This is a genomic window from Halorubrum trueperi (assembly GCF_042662525.1).
Taxonomy (GTDB): Archaea; Halobacteriota; Halobacteria; order Halobacteriales; family Haloferacaceae; genus Halorubrum; species Halorubrum trueperi.
On sequence record NZ_JBHSXI010000001.1, the window covers coordinates 734,316 to 747,683 of the forward strand.

At 55.6% G+C, this 13,368-nt stretch carries 13 protein-coding genes and 2 pseudogenes; 6 read left to right on the plus strand and 9 right to left on the minus strand.

Annotated features, from left to right (window positions below):
- The first annotated feature begins 105 nt into the window (after nucleotides 1-105).
- The 4 genes from ACFQEY_RS03780 to ACFQEY_RS03795 are packed head-to-tail and all read left to right on the plus strand — an operon-like array spanning nucleotide 106 to nucleotide 4,554.
- A complete protein-coding gene (locus ACFQEY_RS03780; protein WP_379764926.1) occupies nucleotides 106-1,095 on the plus strand; it encodes an ABC transporter permease in 990 nt (329 codons plus the stop codon).
- Nucleotides 1,096-1,125: 30 nt separating this feature from the next.
- On the plus strand, nucleotides 1,126-2,145 hold the full coding sequence (locus ACFQEY_RS03785; protein WP_379764928.1) for an ABC transporter permease: 1,020 nt from the start codon (nucleotides 1,126-1,128) through the stop codon (nucleotides 2,143-2,145).
- Entirely contained in the window at nucleotides 2,145-3,314 is a 1,170-nt protein-coding gene (locus tag ACFQEY_RS03790) for an ABC transporter ATP-binding protein (protein ID WP_379764930.1), read from the plus strand. Before ACFQEY_RS03785 ends, ACFQEY_RS03790 begins: the two co-directional genes overlap by 1 nt.
- A complete protein-coding gene (locus tag ACFQEY_RS03795) occupies nucleotides 3,307-4,554 on the plus strand; it encodes an ABC transporter ATP-binding protein (RefSeq protein WP_379764932.1) in 1,248 nt (415 codons plus the stop codon). The genes ACFQEY_RS03790 and ACFQEY_RS03795 overlap by 8 nt, the downstream gene beginning before the upstream one ends.
- Before the next feature lie 71 nt (nucleotides 4,555-4,625).
- Here ACFQEY_RS03795 and ACFQEY_RS03800 read toward each other — a convergent pair whose 3' ends face one another.
- Together ACFQEY_RS03800 and ACFQEY_RS03805 are read right to left on the minus strand one after the other, a co-directional pair.
- Complete coding sequence (locus ACFQEY_RS03800) at nucleotides 4,626-5,108, minus strand: DUF7529 family protein (protein WP_379764934.1); 483 nt, start codon at nucleotides 5,106-5,108, stop codon at nucleotides 4,626-4,628.
- 65 nt (nucleotides 5,109-5,173) lie between these two features.
- Nucleotides 5,174-5,808: pseudogene (locus ACFQEY_RS03805) on the minus strand (IS6 family transposase).
- A gap of 136 nt (nucleotides 5,809-5,944) precedes the next feature.
- On the opposite strand from ACFQEY_RS03805, the pseudogene ACFQEY_RS03810 reads away from it, so the two are divergent.
- A pseudogene (locus ACFQEY_RS03810) lies at nucleotides 5,945-6,544 on the plus strand (IS6 family transposase).
- 79 nt (nucleotides 6,545-6,623) lie between these two features.
- Here ACFQEY_RS03810 and ACFQEY_RS03815 read toward each other — a convergent pair.
- From ACFQEY_RS03815 to ACFQEY_RS03835, 6 genes are all read right to left on the minus strand, one after another.
- Nucleotides 6,624-7,547 (minus strand): transcription initiation factor IIB, encoded by a 924-nt coding sequence (locus ACFQEY_RS03815; protein ID WP_379764936.1) that lies wholly within the window; start codon nucleotides 7,545-7,547, stop codon nucleotides 6,624-6,626.
- A gap of 221 nt (nucleotides 7,548-7,768) precedes the next feature.
- Nucleotides 7,769-8,668 (minus strand): SOSS complex subunit B family protein, encoded by a 900-nt coding sequence (locus ACFQEY_RS03820; RefSeq protein ID WP_379764938.1) that lies wholly within the window; start codon nucleotides 8,666-8,668, stop codon nucleotides 7,769-7,771.
- A 798-nt stretch (nucleotides 8,669-9,466) separates the two neighbouring features.
- Entirely contained in the window at nucleotides 9,467-10,441 is a 975-nt protein-coding gene (locus ACFQEY_RS03825; RefSeq protein WP_379764940.1) for a S8 family serine peptidase, read from the minus strand.
- A 74-nt stretch (nucleotides 10,442-10,515) separates the two neighbouring features.
- Nucleotides 10,516-10,815: a hypothetical protein gene (locus ACFQEY_RS18740; RefSeq protein WP_465261627.1), complete on the minus strand. Its 300-nt coding sequence runs from the start codon at nucleotides 10,813-10,815 to the stop codon at nucleotides 10,516-10,518.
- A 126-nt stretch (nucleotides 10,816-10,941) separates the two neighbouring features.
- On the minus strand, nucleotides 10,942-11,556 hold the full coding sequence (locus ACFQEY_RS03830; RefSeq protein WP_379764942.1) for a hypothetical protein: 615 nt from the start codon (nucleotides 11,554-11,556) through the stop codon (nucleotides 10,942-10,944).
- 210 nt (nucleotides 11,557-11,766) lie between these two features.
- Nucleotides 11,767-12,339, minus strand: coding sequence for a hypothetical protein (locus ACFQEY_RS03835; RefSeq protein WP_379764944.1), 573 nt, complete (start codon nucleotides 12,337-12,339; stop codon nucleotides 11,767-11,769).
- 183 nt (nucleotides 12,340-12,522) lie between these two features.
- Here ACFQEY_RS03835 and ACFQEY_RS03840 point away from each other — a divergent pair, with 183 nt between their 5' ends.
- Nucleotides 12,523-13,011: a hypothetical protein gene (locus ACFQEY_RS03840; protein WP_379764946.1), complete on the plus strand. Its 489-nt coding sequence runs from the start codon at nucleotides 12,523-12,525 to the stop codon at nucleotides 13,009-13,011.
- Between the two features lie 24 nt (nucleotides 13,012-13,035).
- Here ACFQEY_RS03840 and ACFQEY_RS03845 read toward each other — a convergent pair whose 3' ends face one another.
- Nucleotides 13,036-13,368, minus strand: coding sequence for a DUF433 domain-containing protein (locus tag ACFQEY_RS03845; protein WP_379764948.1), 333 nt, complete (start codon nucleotides 13,366-13,368; stop codon nucleotides 13,036-13,038).

Here is a 13,368-nt window from a genome sequence, read left to right on the forward strand (position 1 = left end):
GCATGTATCTCAGTCACCTCGGCCGACTGGACGGAAATTATCGGATCCACCTGCCCAAGACCGAATCAAGGCCCTGAGTCGGAACAATCACAAACGATACGTAGGATGAACCTGGCACGCTTCCTCCTTAAACGGTCGATACATGGGCTTTTCGTCGTCTGGGGCGTCGTTACGGTTGCGTTTCTCTTGCGATTCATCGCTCCGGGAGACGTAATAAGCGTCGTGGCACCGATCGATGCGACGCCCGAAATTCGGCAAGCGCTCGCCGACGAACTTGGGCTTCATAAGCCGTTATACATCCAGTATTTCGATTATCTTGTAAACCTACTGCAGGGTGATATGGGATACTCGTACATCAGTAATACAGAAGCGAGGACGCGCATCTTCGCGCGGTTACCTGCTACCCTCGAATTAGCGTTCGCTGGGACGATCGTTGCGATTGTCCTTTCTATCCCACTCGGTGTCCTCTCCGCTACTCGACGACACACGCCTGCCGACCACGGTGCAACGCTGTTCTCGCTGTTGGGGATCAGCACGCCAAACTTCTGGCTGGGGATAATGCTGGTGTTGATTTTCGCGGTCCAACTCAGTATCTTCCCCACGAGTCGTCGACCAGTGGGGCTCAATGTTGCGATGGCTAGCCTTCTCTTCGAACTGAATGTGAATCCATTACTGCAATGGGTTCATCATATAACATTACCTGCAATCACTTTGGGAACATACTTTACAGCCCTTATTACCCGGCTTACACGGAGCGAGATGCTGGACGAGTTGGGGAAAATCTATATCGACGCCGTTCGTGCAAAAGGTATCCCCGAAGTCCTCGTCCAGTACCGCCACGCGCTGCGAAACGCACTCATCCCAGTTATCACCGTTCTCGGCCTCCAACTTGGTACGGTTATCGGTGGAGCCGTCATTACCGAGGCGGTATTCTCATGGCCGGGGCTCGGGACTCTTATTATCAATGCCGTGAACGCGCGTGACTGGCCTGTGATTCAGGGGAGCTTGATTGTTATCGGAGCTGGATTCGTTATTGTGAACATCGTTGTTGACGCACTGTACGCGTCTCTCAACCCGGAGATAGACAATGAATAGGGGAGTACTAAACTTGTCAGAGGCTGCAGAATGATTTCACCACGCACACTCGACAATCTCAAAACTGAATTCAGGCGGAATAGACTGGCCCAACTGGGAGTAATCATCCTGTTAGGAATCGTATTTACCGCGATTTTTGCGCCGTTTCTGGCGCCGTATGATCCGACTACACAGGACCTTCAGCAGTCGAGCCTACCACCAGTCGGGTTCAGTTCGACCGATAACACGACAACACAAGAGATGGTTGATGGAGAGATAGAACTCGAAACCGAGATGGAAGAAGTAAACGCATCAATGGCGCACCCGCTCGGTACTGATTCGCTCGGCCGAGATATGCTGTCGCGGGCTATTTACGGTGCACGAACGTCGATGATTGTGGCCCTCATGGGAACAGGAATTGCCGCTCTGTTTGGAGTGACAGTCGGCCTGATCGCTGGGTACTATCGGAACTGGCTTGACGATACGCTGATGCGCTCGGCGGACGTGATGCTTGCATTCCCATCGTTAGTGCTTGCGATTGCGTTGGTTGGGATTTGGGGTGCAGCACCGATCAACGTCCCTGACCCGTTCGTCGTGCTCGGATTCGCCGACGGGATGCCGGCTACGTTCACAGTACCAGGAACTGTTATCCTCGTCGCCGGACTGGTGAACTGGGTCTGGTTTGCCCGAGTTGCCCGGGGAGAGGCACTCACGATTCGGACGCAAGAGTACGTGAAAGCCTCTTGCGAGGCCGGCGCTGGGGATTTGTTCATTATCCGAAAGCATATCCTCCCGAACAGCACAACGCCAATACTCGTATTGGCGACGCTTCAAGTCGCCGCTGTCGTACTGCTCGAGAGTGCGCTGTCGTTCCTCGGGTTCTCGGGGACGACATTGTCTTGGGGCTTCGACATCGCCCAAGGGCGTCAATATTTGGCCACCGCATGGTGGATCGCTATGGGTCCCGGGATTGCAATCGTACTTGCGGTCATCAGTATAAACCTCATTGGAGACTGGTTACGCGATGCCCTCGATCCAGAGATGAATGATGGTGCCCGGGGGGGTCACTAATGACGAGAGATCTCATCCGAGTTAACGGACTCTCGACGCGATTCTTTACACAGGAGGGTCAGGTAAATGCCGTTGAGGATGTCTCTCTCACTATACGGGAGGGCGAACTCTATGGGATCGTCGGCGAATCCGGGAGCGGTAAAAGCGTTCTAGGATTATCCATAATCGATCTCATCGGATCGCCAGGACAAATCACGAATGGTGAAATCTGGTACCGGAATGCCGAGATCGCCGACGCAATCCGGTCGCAGCGACCAAGCGCTGTGGACGATGACTTTGTCGAACTCACGTCGCTGTCGCCAGAAACCAGACAATCGCTACGCGGTAAATCGTTCAGCATGATTTTCCAAGATCCAATGGCGTCGATGAACCCGTCGCTTACAGTTGGGACGCAGATCGCCGAGGGAGTTGAAGCCCAGCGACGAGCACGGGCAAACCCGATGACGACCACATCTAAAACTAATCGCTACGGGATGAAGGACTACTTTACGAGCCTGTTCCTCCCTCGGAATGATTACATCCAGCCGGAAAGTCGGGAACGAGCTGTCGAACTACTCGATCAGGTCGGAATCCCGGACCCGGCTGAGCGTGCACAGGAATACCCACACCAGTTTTCCGGTGGGATGCTCCAGAGGGCGATGATTGCTCAGGCGCTCGCGGGCGAGCCCGACCTGCTTATTGCCGACGAGCCGACGACTTCCCTTGACGTGACTATTCAGGCACAGATAATCGAACTCCTAGAGGAACTCCAGAGGGAGACGGATTTGAGCATCATGATGATTACTCACAATCTCGGGCTTATCGCCCATATGTGTGACCGACTCGGCGTGATGTATGCTGGCGAAATCGTCGAACGAGGAACACTCCCGGAGGTGTTCGACGAGACGGTTCATCCATACACGAAGGGGCTGCTCGGGAGCGTGCCGAACCTCGACGAAATCAACTCGCGGCTTCAACCGATCGAGGGAAACGTCCCTAGTCTGATCGACTCGGAAATGGGAGACCGTTGTTACTTCGTCGATCGCTGCCCGGCCGCAATGGATATTTGCCACGAACACCCACCAGAGTACGATCTCGAAGGTGAACACACGGTACAGTGTTACTTAGCTAATGAGCGCAGTACCGATGACGAGAAGGTTCCGGCCTCCGGTGGTGATGTCAATGAGTGATCCACTGGTTGAGGTTGAGGGACTTAAAAAGTACTACGCAGATGAGGATACGCTTATAGACTGGATTCTCCGCCGTGAGTCGGCAAGTGTACGCGCAGTCGACGGAGTTTCGTTCGAGATAAGACAGGGTGAGACGTTAGGGCTCGTCGGAGAATCAGGCTGCGGGAAGTCGACAACCGGCGAAACGTTGCTCGGACTTATAGACGCAACTGAGGGACATGTCCGCTTCGAGGGTGAGAATATCTTCGACCAGTCAGACCTCACGGATTTCCGGCGACAGACTGGGATTGTGTTTCAAGACCCATTCTCCAGTCTCGACCCGCGAATGACCGTGCGTGAGATCATTCAGGAGCCGATGATTATCCACGATACGGGCACCAGAACGGAACGCCATGAGCGCGTTGAGGAGTTGCTCGAACAGGTCGGGCTGTCGGTCGATCACGTCGACCGCTACCCACACGAGTTCTCAGGTGGGCAGCGCCAGCGTATTGGGATCGCGCGTGCGCTCTCGCTCAAGCCGAAGTTTATCGTCCTCGATGAACCCGTCTCGGCACTCGACGTAAGCGTCCAAGCGCAGATTCTCAACCTCCTCGCTGACTTACAAGAAGAACTTGACCTCACCTATCTGCTTATCGCCCACGACCTTTCTGTTGTGAAACACATCTCAGACACCGTCGCCGTAATGTATCTCGGACAAATCGTTGAACAAGGGCCCACTGAAGAGCTTTTCACCGATCCAGAACACCCCTATACACGGGCTCTGCTTGATAGCGTTCCGAGAGCACGAACAGCGGAACAGCATCGACAGATGAATCCGATCAAAGGCGATGTGCCATCGCCACGAAATCCCCCCTCCGGCTGTAGCTTCCGGACGCGATGTCCCGAGATTATCCCCCCTAATGATCTCGATGTCCAACAGAGAACCTTCAGGGAAATCATGACACTTCGGGACCGCATCCGAGCCTCGGAACTGGAAGCCAGCGAACTGTTCGAGGAGAGGAATCCGAATAACAGAGATGCTGACGTAGATGCGGTGATCAAGAAATTCTTTTCGGAGCCACCGGGGCAGGAAACACGGGCCATTGTATACGATGCCCTTGAACAGTATCTATCGGGGGAAGAGGACGCCGCCGCGACAAAACTCGAGGAAACATTCACAAGCGTCTGTGAGCGCGACGATCCAGAGCTACAGCTGTTGGACGAATCGAATCAAATCGTAGCGTGTCATCTTCACAATTAGGTCCAGATCAATATTTTCTGGAGAGAATCTGCTGACGACACGCTCTCCGGTGGATGATGTAGGGTCAGCGATCACTTCGTCGGCGGGGCAAACAGTTCGGGATCAGTGTGCGTAAGTTCCACGAACTCCCCGTTAAGTCGGCGTAAATAGGTTCGGAGGCCATTTTCTCTACACCCGTTGGTGATTAACCTCGAATCCTCGGGCCCATAGTAGGCAGGATACATTAGCACCGTGTTGGCAGACGCATCCTCTAATACAACGATTAGATGGACAACACCGTCTAACAAGTCCTTGTACACCTCGTAGCTATCGAACGAGACTCCCGATTCAAGTGTGGCTTCCAGTTCGCGGTACTCGTCATCTGGAATAAGTACATCAAGACCAGGCAGGTCCTCATCTTTCGAAACAACTTGTACTTCGCCCGGGTGAAGAACAACCGTCTCCCATCCATCGTTCTCGTATTCCACGGAAATTTTATTCAGATCGCCGAGGGTCATGTCCCAGTTTTGCATCGCCGCCTCAGCGACCTGAGACTGGATTTCGTGTTGACTCATGAACTGCCTATGCAAGGTTTTAGTCAGTCAATACATAAGCCTGTCCCCGGTTTAGTGGGCGGTGTTCAGATACGCTGATTCCATGCGAAAGCGAACAATCTCAGCCGCTCGTTAGCAGTTTCTGCAAGTGTGTTGCTGAAACAGTTTGAGAAACAGGTAGTTCTGTGTTTTACCTTACGAAAGACACGTTCTACACTGTTCCGATTTCCATGTCGTTCGTATCTAAAATCGAGATCATGCTTACGACATGCTCGTTGAAGTGGAACCGCGCCATCAACGAGAAAGACCGCGTCATCCACAGCGTGTTTTTCGCGGAGTTCCGGGAAAAACGGATCTGCGATCACGTTCGATCTTGTTGGTTCAAGCTTTGTATGTCGTAAATCGTTCGAGTCGAGATCGACGGCGGCGTACAACCAATAGTGTTCATCATCACGCTGAATCACAGTTTCATTGACCGCAACGTGATTCGGGATCCAATCTGATTCCGGCTGTAGATCGGCCTTGTGAATCCAGTGATAAACGGTAGATCGAACCCGATAAACACCAAAAATATCAATAAATTAAACAGTATTTGAAAAAGACAATATAGCCAAATGAAGCTGAATAGTGAGCTTCATCAACAGCTGCGATGCTGTTTCTCGCTCCACTAACTCTAAGTTTATCTCGTTTAAATAGTCGCTGAGGAGGGGTTTTCGGGCATAGATCACTTTGAAAACCCCCGCGTCACCTTTCAATCCGTATCTGACCAGTCCTTTAGTGAGCGGTGGTAAGTTGAGGACGAGGCGGTCGATTTTTCGAATTCCTCCTCCGAAAGTGACTTCCTCACCGGCTCTCCTGTGTGGGAAGACTTGGAGTTTGTGGAGCGAGAACGGACACCCCGCGAGATTATTGAAAAGGGTCGTTGCTACCATCTTGTAGGACTCTCACTGTCGTATATAGTTACACTACTTGAAACTTTGGGCGTCACACTGAGTCGAACTGCAGTCCATAACTGGGTACAACAGGCTGACCAACAGCCAGCAGGCGGCGAGAGTCCAGATCGCGTTCCTGTCGATCAAAAGCCGATGCGGGTCAATGACGAATAGTACTGGCTGTACGCCGCAATCGATCCTCAAACCAATAGAATCCTCTATTCTCTGTTGTTTCTGACGTATACGATCCCAATAGCACGAGTATTTCTCACCGAATTTCTTGAGAAACACGACGTTTCCGACGCCGTGTTTCTCATTGGTGACGCCGATGGTCTCAAGAGAGGATTCAGCAGAGAAACCCTCAGCTACCGCCTTGAGATCCATGGCTTTCACAACAGTGTTGAACGTATCCGTTGAGCGGTATAACGAAGAACACCTTCGTTCTCAAACTGTTTTAGCCACGTCGACCTACCAACCGTGGAAACGAGGTTACAAGCCCACACCGTCCGGTGGAATCATACTTAACATAACACGACCAACAGCGCCTACATATCTACTCTCTGCTTCTCAGGTCGATTGTTCACATCGATAGCGGGGCGTGTCTCTACACCACCTGCTCTCTGAGTGTCTCCCGATGGGCTCTGATCGTCGCTGGCGTCACGTTCGCCGCCGTTGCGACAGTCGCTTGTGTGATCGAGTGGCCGTGCTCGTGCGCTGCTCGGTACACGCAAGCGGCCGCGAACGCCGCGGGATGGACCCCAACCGTCACGGTGGCCTCCATGGCCTGCTTCGCGAGCGTCTGAGCGCACCGTTGAACACGGTCTGGACAGTCAAGCTCCGCGGCGATCCGGGGAACGAACTGCGTGGGTGTTGTTGGCGGTGCTGGAAGGCTGAGTTCGGTGTTGAGTATCCCGTAAGCGTTTTCGACCCGAGAGGCGTCAACACGAGCGAGATCGACGACCTCGGTGAGAAGTCGCGAGGCACCGGCACAGCGACAGGCCCCGAAGACGCTAGCGGCTGCCATCGATTCGAGTGATCTGCCACGGAGCAGATCGTCGTTTTGCGCGCTTCGAAAGAGCTGACACGCTTGGTTCCGGATCGATTCCGCGACACCGAGTCCGCTCGCGATCCGGCGGACTTCGGTAAGTCCATGCGCGAGATTCCGCTCGGCCTTCGATTGGAATCGCCCACGCGCCTGCTCTCGACGGAGACGCGCAAGTTGCGTCCGCTTTTGGCCAGAGAGCTCAGTGCCGTGTGCATCTTTTTTGTGGCCAATCTCGGTGGAGAGCCCGCGATCGTGGCGTGCGACGGTGAGGGGGCTTCCCGTTCGAGTGGGGGTCGTCTCGTCATCGTCGAAGGATCGCCACTCTGGGCCGTGATCGATCTGTTGGTCGTCGACGAGGAGGCCACAGTCCTCACAGACCGTTTCGATCGCGTTGGTTCGTACTGCGCCACCGCATTCAGGACAGGTGGTGTCGGTCGATACGTCGTCACCCGAGCGCTGTTCGGAGTTGTGTCTGATTGCCATTGGTCGTTCGCGAGGCCACGTTTCTGTACCCCGCACCCTTTCAGGGGGATAACAATACGACGGCGGCCAGCTGTGACGGTCCGACTGAGTCAGGGGGAGAAAGTACCGAGGTTGTGGCTGCGCGCGCAGCGACCGCAGGGAGCGAGCACGGAGCGGAGGGTGGGGTGGTGGGGCTTGGGTCGGTCCGGCACCCAGCAAAAAAAGAAGCCTGTGTTAGCTCGCTATACCTCCCACCACCGGTTGCGCTCGGGGAAGTGAATGGTGCTCCAGCCGGTGACGGCCAGGGAGACGCGGCCCTCGTACCAGTTCCGGGCTGCTCCGTGAATACGAACGCGGTCACCTTCCGCGATCCACGGTGCCTCTGAGGCCTTCCAGATGGTCACCCGAGTTTGGCCACTGTCGTCGGCGATGAGTCCGACTTGCGCGATGCTTGGATGGGAAGGATCCCAGAGCACCTCGACCTCACCTTCGATGCTCACCTCTTTGCGATCGACGTCTTCGAGTTTCCCGATGGGAACCACCTGTCCAGACGCCGTCTCGAGCTCCTCGAACACTCCGACGACTGCGCTTGTCACATCTTTTCCACCGGCCACCGCTTCACCCAACTTCCGGCCGATAGCCGCCTGCGACCAGCCAGTCAGCTGCTCGGTCAGTCGCTTCGACTGCTTGTTCACCGCCGCCAACTGCGCTTGAGTGAGGTCGGCACGGGGATCGTCTCGCTCCGGGTCCGCCCACGGGTTCACGCTGGCCACCCGCTTCTGAAACTCGGCGCGCCGCTGCTGGCTCCGTTTGGCTACGGTCGCCCGCGTCCGCTGCTCGCGACCCGCCTGCGTTCCCAGCTCGGCCTGGGCACTGATGCGCTCAAGTTCGGATTCCCGCGCCCGAATGCGCTCTTCCTGTTCGAGGGTGACACCGTGAATCCGGTCGTCGCTCGTGTCCGCGATCCCGTCCGGGTGGTTCGCATCCACCTTCGCCTGCGTCTCCTGCTCGACCGTCGCCTCGAATTCGGGCGTCTCGTCGACGACCTCGAAGCCGTCTGCATCGACCGCCTGCTCGTCCGCGTGCTCGAATGCCTGTTCATCGACCGTAACGACCGTTCCGCTTGCGTTGTTACTTGACATTGGATCCCACTGATCCGAAGGCGCTCATGCGCCGCCACCGCGATGCTGTTACATCGCCGTTTTCCGACGACAACGACCGACAAACCCAGCTGCGCGCTCTCGCTCGCGCCTTCGCGAGCGCCCTCCCGGGCGCGAGCGAGAGCGCGCCTGCATGCGGTGACCTCACCCAGCCCCGCGCGGCGAGACCGCCCGGAGCGAGCGGCCAGCGCATTCCCCGTTCGCCGCGACGCAACCACGTCCGTCGCGGGCGGCGCAGCCGCGGTCCGCTGACCCGAACGGGTGAAGCGCTGGCGTCGAGGGCACATGCACTTTAGCCCGGAACGCAGTCGAGTGACGACGGAACGAGACTGCGCCAGCCCGGAATGGTCGGTCGCGAGCGAAGCGCGGCGCGACCGCTGCGTGGTCGACCAACGGGAGACCACGATAGCGAGCGGGGAACGGAGTGACCCGCGAGCAGCGACCCGCGAGCAGGAAGCGCCGCGATGCGAACGGCGACCGGGTGGTCGAACAGCGTGAGACCACCGAGTGGTCGCGCGGCGAACGCAGTGAGCCGCACGACCGCAGGGAGCCGTGAGCAAGCGGAGGACGGCAGCGGCGAGCGGGGCGGGCCGTTACTGGACAGCGAGTATGGCTGGTGGAAGGATCGGATGCAGGGAAGATGAGCCACAAGGTGCGATTGTTCGGCTGATGTTTCCTCCAGAAGTATCTCCTTTCTCGATGGTTTCGGAGAAGTCAGCTTGACATCCCAACGCAACGGCGCGGTACCATTGGAACCCTTGCCGTTCATAGCGAGTGATGTCAATGGGTGGCAAATGGATCGATCCCACGCGGGTCTAAGGCAGTTAACAACGCCGTTGCTGCGGGCTTGACACCCGACCTACCAGAGAGTGAATTTCCTGTTCCTGAGATCTTCTCCACGAGTTCCTTTGCTGGTGGATCACGGATGTCCTGAAGGGCTGACAAGACCCGGACAATGACTGCCGTTACAATCGGTGCCGCGTAGCTCGTACCGATTCGACGCCGCAATTGTCCATCATCAACAGCTGGATACACTACTGGGGCGTATACATTCGGTTTATTTGGCATTCCCTCTGTCGACACGTTCCCGTCCCAGTGTTGCTCGGAGAGCGTACATGCCATACAAGTGCGGCAGTCACCTTCGGTATGCTCCGTATATCCACAGTATACTTTTCTGTCCGCTTGTCCTGGCGCAAGCGCCACGGGACTCGGTGCGTACCGCGATCCGTCACACGGTTCTTCGAGTTCCGTCAGCGTTCCTGTACACAGTGGTTCGTACCCGCCAACGCCGATGACACGTGATACCTGTGCTGGGAATGTGATCGAATCAACCCGATTTGAAAGGTAATTTCCAATCGAAGATACGATCGTCAGCCCTCGATCAATCGCATCTCGGGTCTCCATGGCACTAACAGAATGTGGGCGAGACGATAGCACAGCACCACTTGAGATTGTTAATACATCGACGCCATGGCTTGCAGCGGTATCGATAGCCTCAACAAGATTACTGAGCAACCGCTTTTCACGGCTGTATCCGCCAATAATTCGATAGAAATGAAAATCAGCTCCAGGAACGTAGTGTTCTAGTAGCTCGTATACCTCTGTTCCGTGGCCCAGCGGATCACGAGATGCGCCAGAGTACCAGTCGCGACTATATTCTGCTACTGACTCCTCTTTGTGCGGTGGATATGCAAGTGAGTCGGCAATCCCGATACGTATCCCTTCACCCTCGTTCTCAAGCCGATCGTCGGTCACTTGGAGGCCGCGGAAATAACTTGCAAGAATCTCGGACTGTCTTGCGGCTGGATCGTTTGAGCGTCCTCCATGTGCTAATTTCCCGAACCAAACACCCGTAGCGGTCGCTCGAGTTCGACAGCCTCAACCTGATTGTTTGTAACGAGATCTTCGAGCTTAGTCGTTTGTAACTTAGCGCGGAGCGATTGTGAAGCGATTGTATCTACAGATTCGACATTCATAGCTTCTAATCTGGCCGCAAGTGCTGAGCGGTCACCACGTGGCCGAACAAGAACTTTGACACTCCGTGAAGCTTGGTCCTCATCAAACAGATAGGGCTCAAGTTCAGGATCTACGAACTCAAGATTGTCCCTCCAAGCGTGATCTATAGTCATCGGATAGTAAACATCTCAGTGGAATCGTAATAAATGGTGGGTTTCATGTTACCATATCACATGGCTGCGGAGATTCGACCGAGATGACTAGGGGCCAGAGGGAGGATTGGCTTCGGTAAGGGTTGTTCATAGTGAAACGCTACACTGTTCCATAGCTCGGTATTGGTCCGTGTCGCTGGAGGAGTCTACTTCGATTGCTCCAATCTGTGCCAGCGTATCTACAGACTCCTCCAGTTGTGGTTCCGATAGTGGCATTTCGATATCGTGATATCGACAGACTGCTGTAGTCGCTGTCTGGAGTTTCGATCGAGAGAGAAATCTGTCAGGTGCACTTGTATGAATTGCGTAGAACACGACTGCGTCTCGTTTTGAGAGGGAGATAGAAGTAGCACGTTTAACTGAGATGAGTACAGCCAGTACCGCTGCAGGAGCAATTACGGGTAACTCGACTGCAGCACCTGCAGATAATGCAGAAGTTGCAACAGCGTCGAGCAAATCTGTCGTGTTGAATTTCACATTAGTTGGTTTCACTGACTCGGGTTGGCCACCGTTGAAATAGACTGCTTCTGGAGCAACCGCTGTTTGGTCGCCGTCAACGTCTACAGCAACAGACACGCCTTCAGCCATATATGGGGAGGGGTGTTCTCCAGCTGTCTCGGCAATTTGTGTTTGTTCTATCGCGTGTTTTGCCTCATCAATAACGAACTGTTTTACCTGCCTTTCAAATTGGCTCTCCCCCATCTGTTTCGAGAATAATACATTGCGGCTGATATATGAATATTATCCAAACAAATTTGCGCACTAACTACAACAGGATAGTAACGTGAACCAGACTGAACCGCCTCGGGGACAGGCAAGCCCTGAAGCACTCGCTTCGCGACTGTAGATTCGAACGTAATCCCGTGGTCGGACCGTGACCCAACAGCTCTTGTGACTTGCAGTCGATGTTAGTTACCCGTCGAATCGATCAACCGCCTCTGTGAGCGATCCGTCAAACTGCCACGTTGCCTCGGTGAACGCGCCGTCGGGCTGATCGTCCCACCGCGGGAACCCACACGCCTCACTCACGGCCACCTGCCACGCGGGCGGCTCGACCTGCTCAAGTCCGTACGGTGGGATCGCAACGATATACAGATACTCTTCGTCGCCGTGGATGCCCGCCTGGGGATCTTCGATCCCATGCCCGAGTAGAAACCGCGGCTGCGAGAGATGCTGCATCCGACTTGGGTCACAGACATCGGCCGGCGACTGCGCATCAACACGTCGATCAGCATCCCGCGTTGGATCCAGATACAGCGGCAGCGAGGTGAGTTTCTCAAGGAAGACGTACTGGGCGGCCGCGTACGCTGGCCCGCACACACTGGTTGTCGCCTCCAACAACTGCTTGAGCTGCTGGAGACGCCCGAGGACACCTGCTGGATACCCGTCGGCGTGGGTGTACACCTGTGCGACTGGCTCGGTCGGCTCGGTCGTCCGGCCCTGATCGAGGGCACGGACGAATCGGAGTTGACATCGTGTTGTCATCGGATCACGCCGGCAACTGTCTCGCCGGCGCTCATCGCGGCGAGCCAGAAACCGCACGAACTGCACCACTCTCTGCAGCCGATGAGCTACGATAGCCGCAGCGAGCAGCTCCTGAAGGCGGTGGGATCTGTGCGATCGGTTGGGAGACAACTTGAACAATCAGCACTCCGTGGTCTATCGTAAATGTCGACGGATCGGTTTGAGGTGGTTGCAAACGATCTTCGCCAGCAATCGGGCGTTATCGAGTGTGTTGCTTGGTCCGACAGCGTGTCAGTCCGCTATTCGGGGGTGCTCTGCGATCTGCGACGCCGAGCCCGCACACACGATCTCGTCCCGGTGACCATCGACGGAGTACTGTACGCGGAGCCGGTACCAGTGGAGAACGCCGACGACGAGATTGTTCCTGATGATGATCCCGCACCGACAGCTGTCGTTGCAGAGGCTGACGGGGTACAGTCAGCACACATGATGGAAGACAACGGGAGACCCCGGCTCCTTGTCACAACAACGGGTGTGAAAAGTGCGATCGATTTCATGGAGCTCAATGGTCCCTACGGCTGGATACTCACTGAGGCTAAAGAAGCCCAGATCCGATTTGCCCCACCAAAGGACGGCGTCTCGTTTCTTTTGAGCCGGGACACAAGCCAGCTTCAGCGCCTTGATCAAAAGTGAGAACACTACGCTCCGGGGGTGCGCTCACCAGCTACAACCGATTCGCCTCGTCGGCGATTTCGTCGATACCTCATTCTTCGGCGTCACGGAAGACTGTCGTGTTGCTTCTGTAGCGGCGCGGGTGTGACGGGCCTCGACTCGTTGCATCTCTTCGGGGTTCCGATGGTAGTACGCAAGCGCTTCGTACACCTCGCCAACATCGAGTCCATGACGGTCTGCAACTCGATCAGGACGCTGACCCGCCTTCTCAACGACGGCGTGGGGCTGTCGAACCGTCACCCGACTCCCTTCGATGTGGGGCTCGTCGTGGATGGTCGACTCGTCTGCGGAGACGATTCGGTACGTCGTCACTGCCAT

Bases quoted from the DNA above. Each gene is read 5' to 3' on its own strand.
- ACFQEY_RS03800 (WP_379764934.1), bottom strand. From the start codon at position 5,108: ATGAGTCAACACGAAATCCAGTCTCAGGTCGCTGAGGCGGCGATGCAA.
- ACFQEY_RS03785 (WP_379764928.1), top strand. From the start codon at position 1,126: ATGATTTCACCACGCACACTCGACAATCTCAAAACTGAATTCAGGCGG.
- ACFQEY_RS18740 (WP_465261627.1), bottom strand. From the start codon at position 10,815: ATGACTATAGATCACGCTTGGAGGGACAATCTTGAGTTCGTAGATCCT.
- ACFQEY_RS03790 (WP_379764930.1), top strand. From the start codon at position 2,145: ATGACGAGAGATCTCATCCGAGTTAACGGACTCTCGACGCGATTCTTT.
- ACFQEY_RS03835 (WP_379764944.1), bottom strand. From the start codon at position 12,339: ATGACAACACGATGTCAACTCCGATTCGTCCGTGCCCTCGATCAGGGC.
- ACFQEY_RS03795 (WP_379764932.1), top strand. From the start codon at position 3,307: ATGAGTGATCCACTGGTTGAGGTTGAGGGACTTAAAAAGTACTACGCA.
- ACFQEY_RS03840 (WP_379764946.1), top strand. From the start codon at position 12,523: ATGTCGACGGATCGGTTTGAGGTGGTTGCAAACGATCTTCGCCAGCAA.
- ACFQEY_RS03830 (WP_379764942.1), bottom strand. From the start codon at position 11,556: ATGGGGGAGAGCCAATTTGAAAGGCAGGTAAAACAGTTCGTTATTGAT.
- ACFQEY_RS03845 (WP_379764948.1), bottom strand. From the start codon at position 13,368: ATGGCAGTGACGACGTACCGAATCGTCTCCGCAGACGAGTCGACCATC.
- ACFQEY_RS03815 (WP_379764936.1), bottom strand. From the start codon at position 7,547: ATGGCAATCAGACACAACTCCGAACAGCGCTCGGGTGACGACGTATCG.
- ACFQEY_RS03780 (WP_379764926.1), top strand. From the start codon at position 106: ATGAACCTGGCACGCTTCCTCCTTAAACGGTCGATACATGGGCTTTTC.
- ACFQEY_RS03820 (WP_379764938.1), bottom strand. From the start codon at position 8,668: ATGTCAAGTAACAACGCAAGCGGAACGGTCGTTACGGTCGATGAACAG.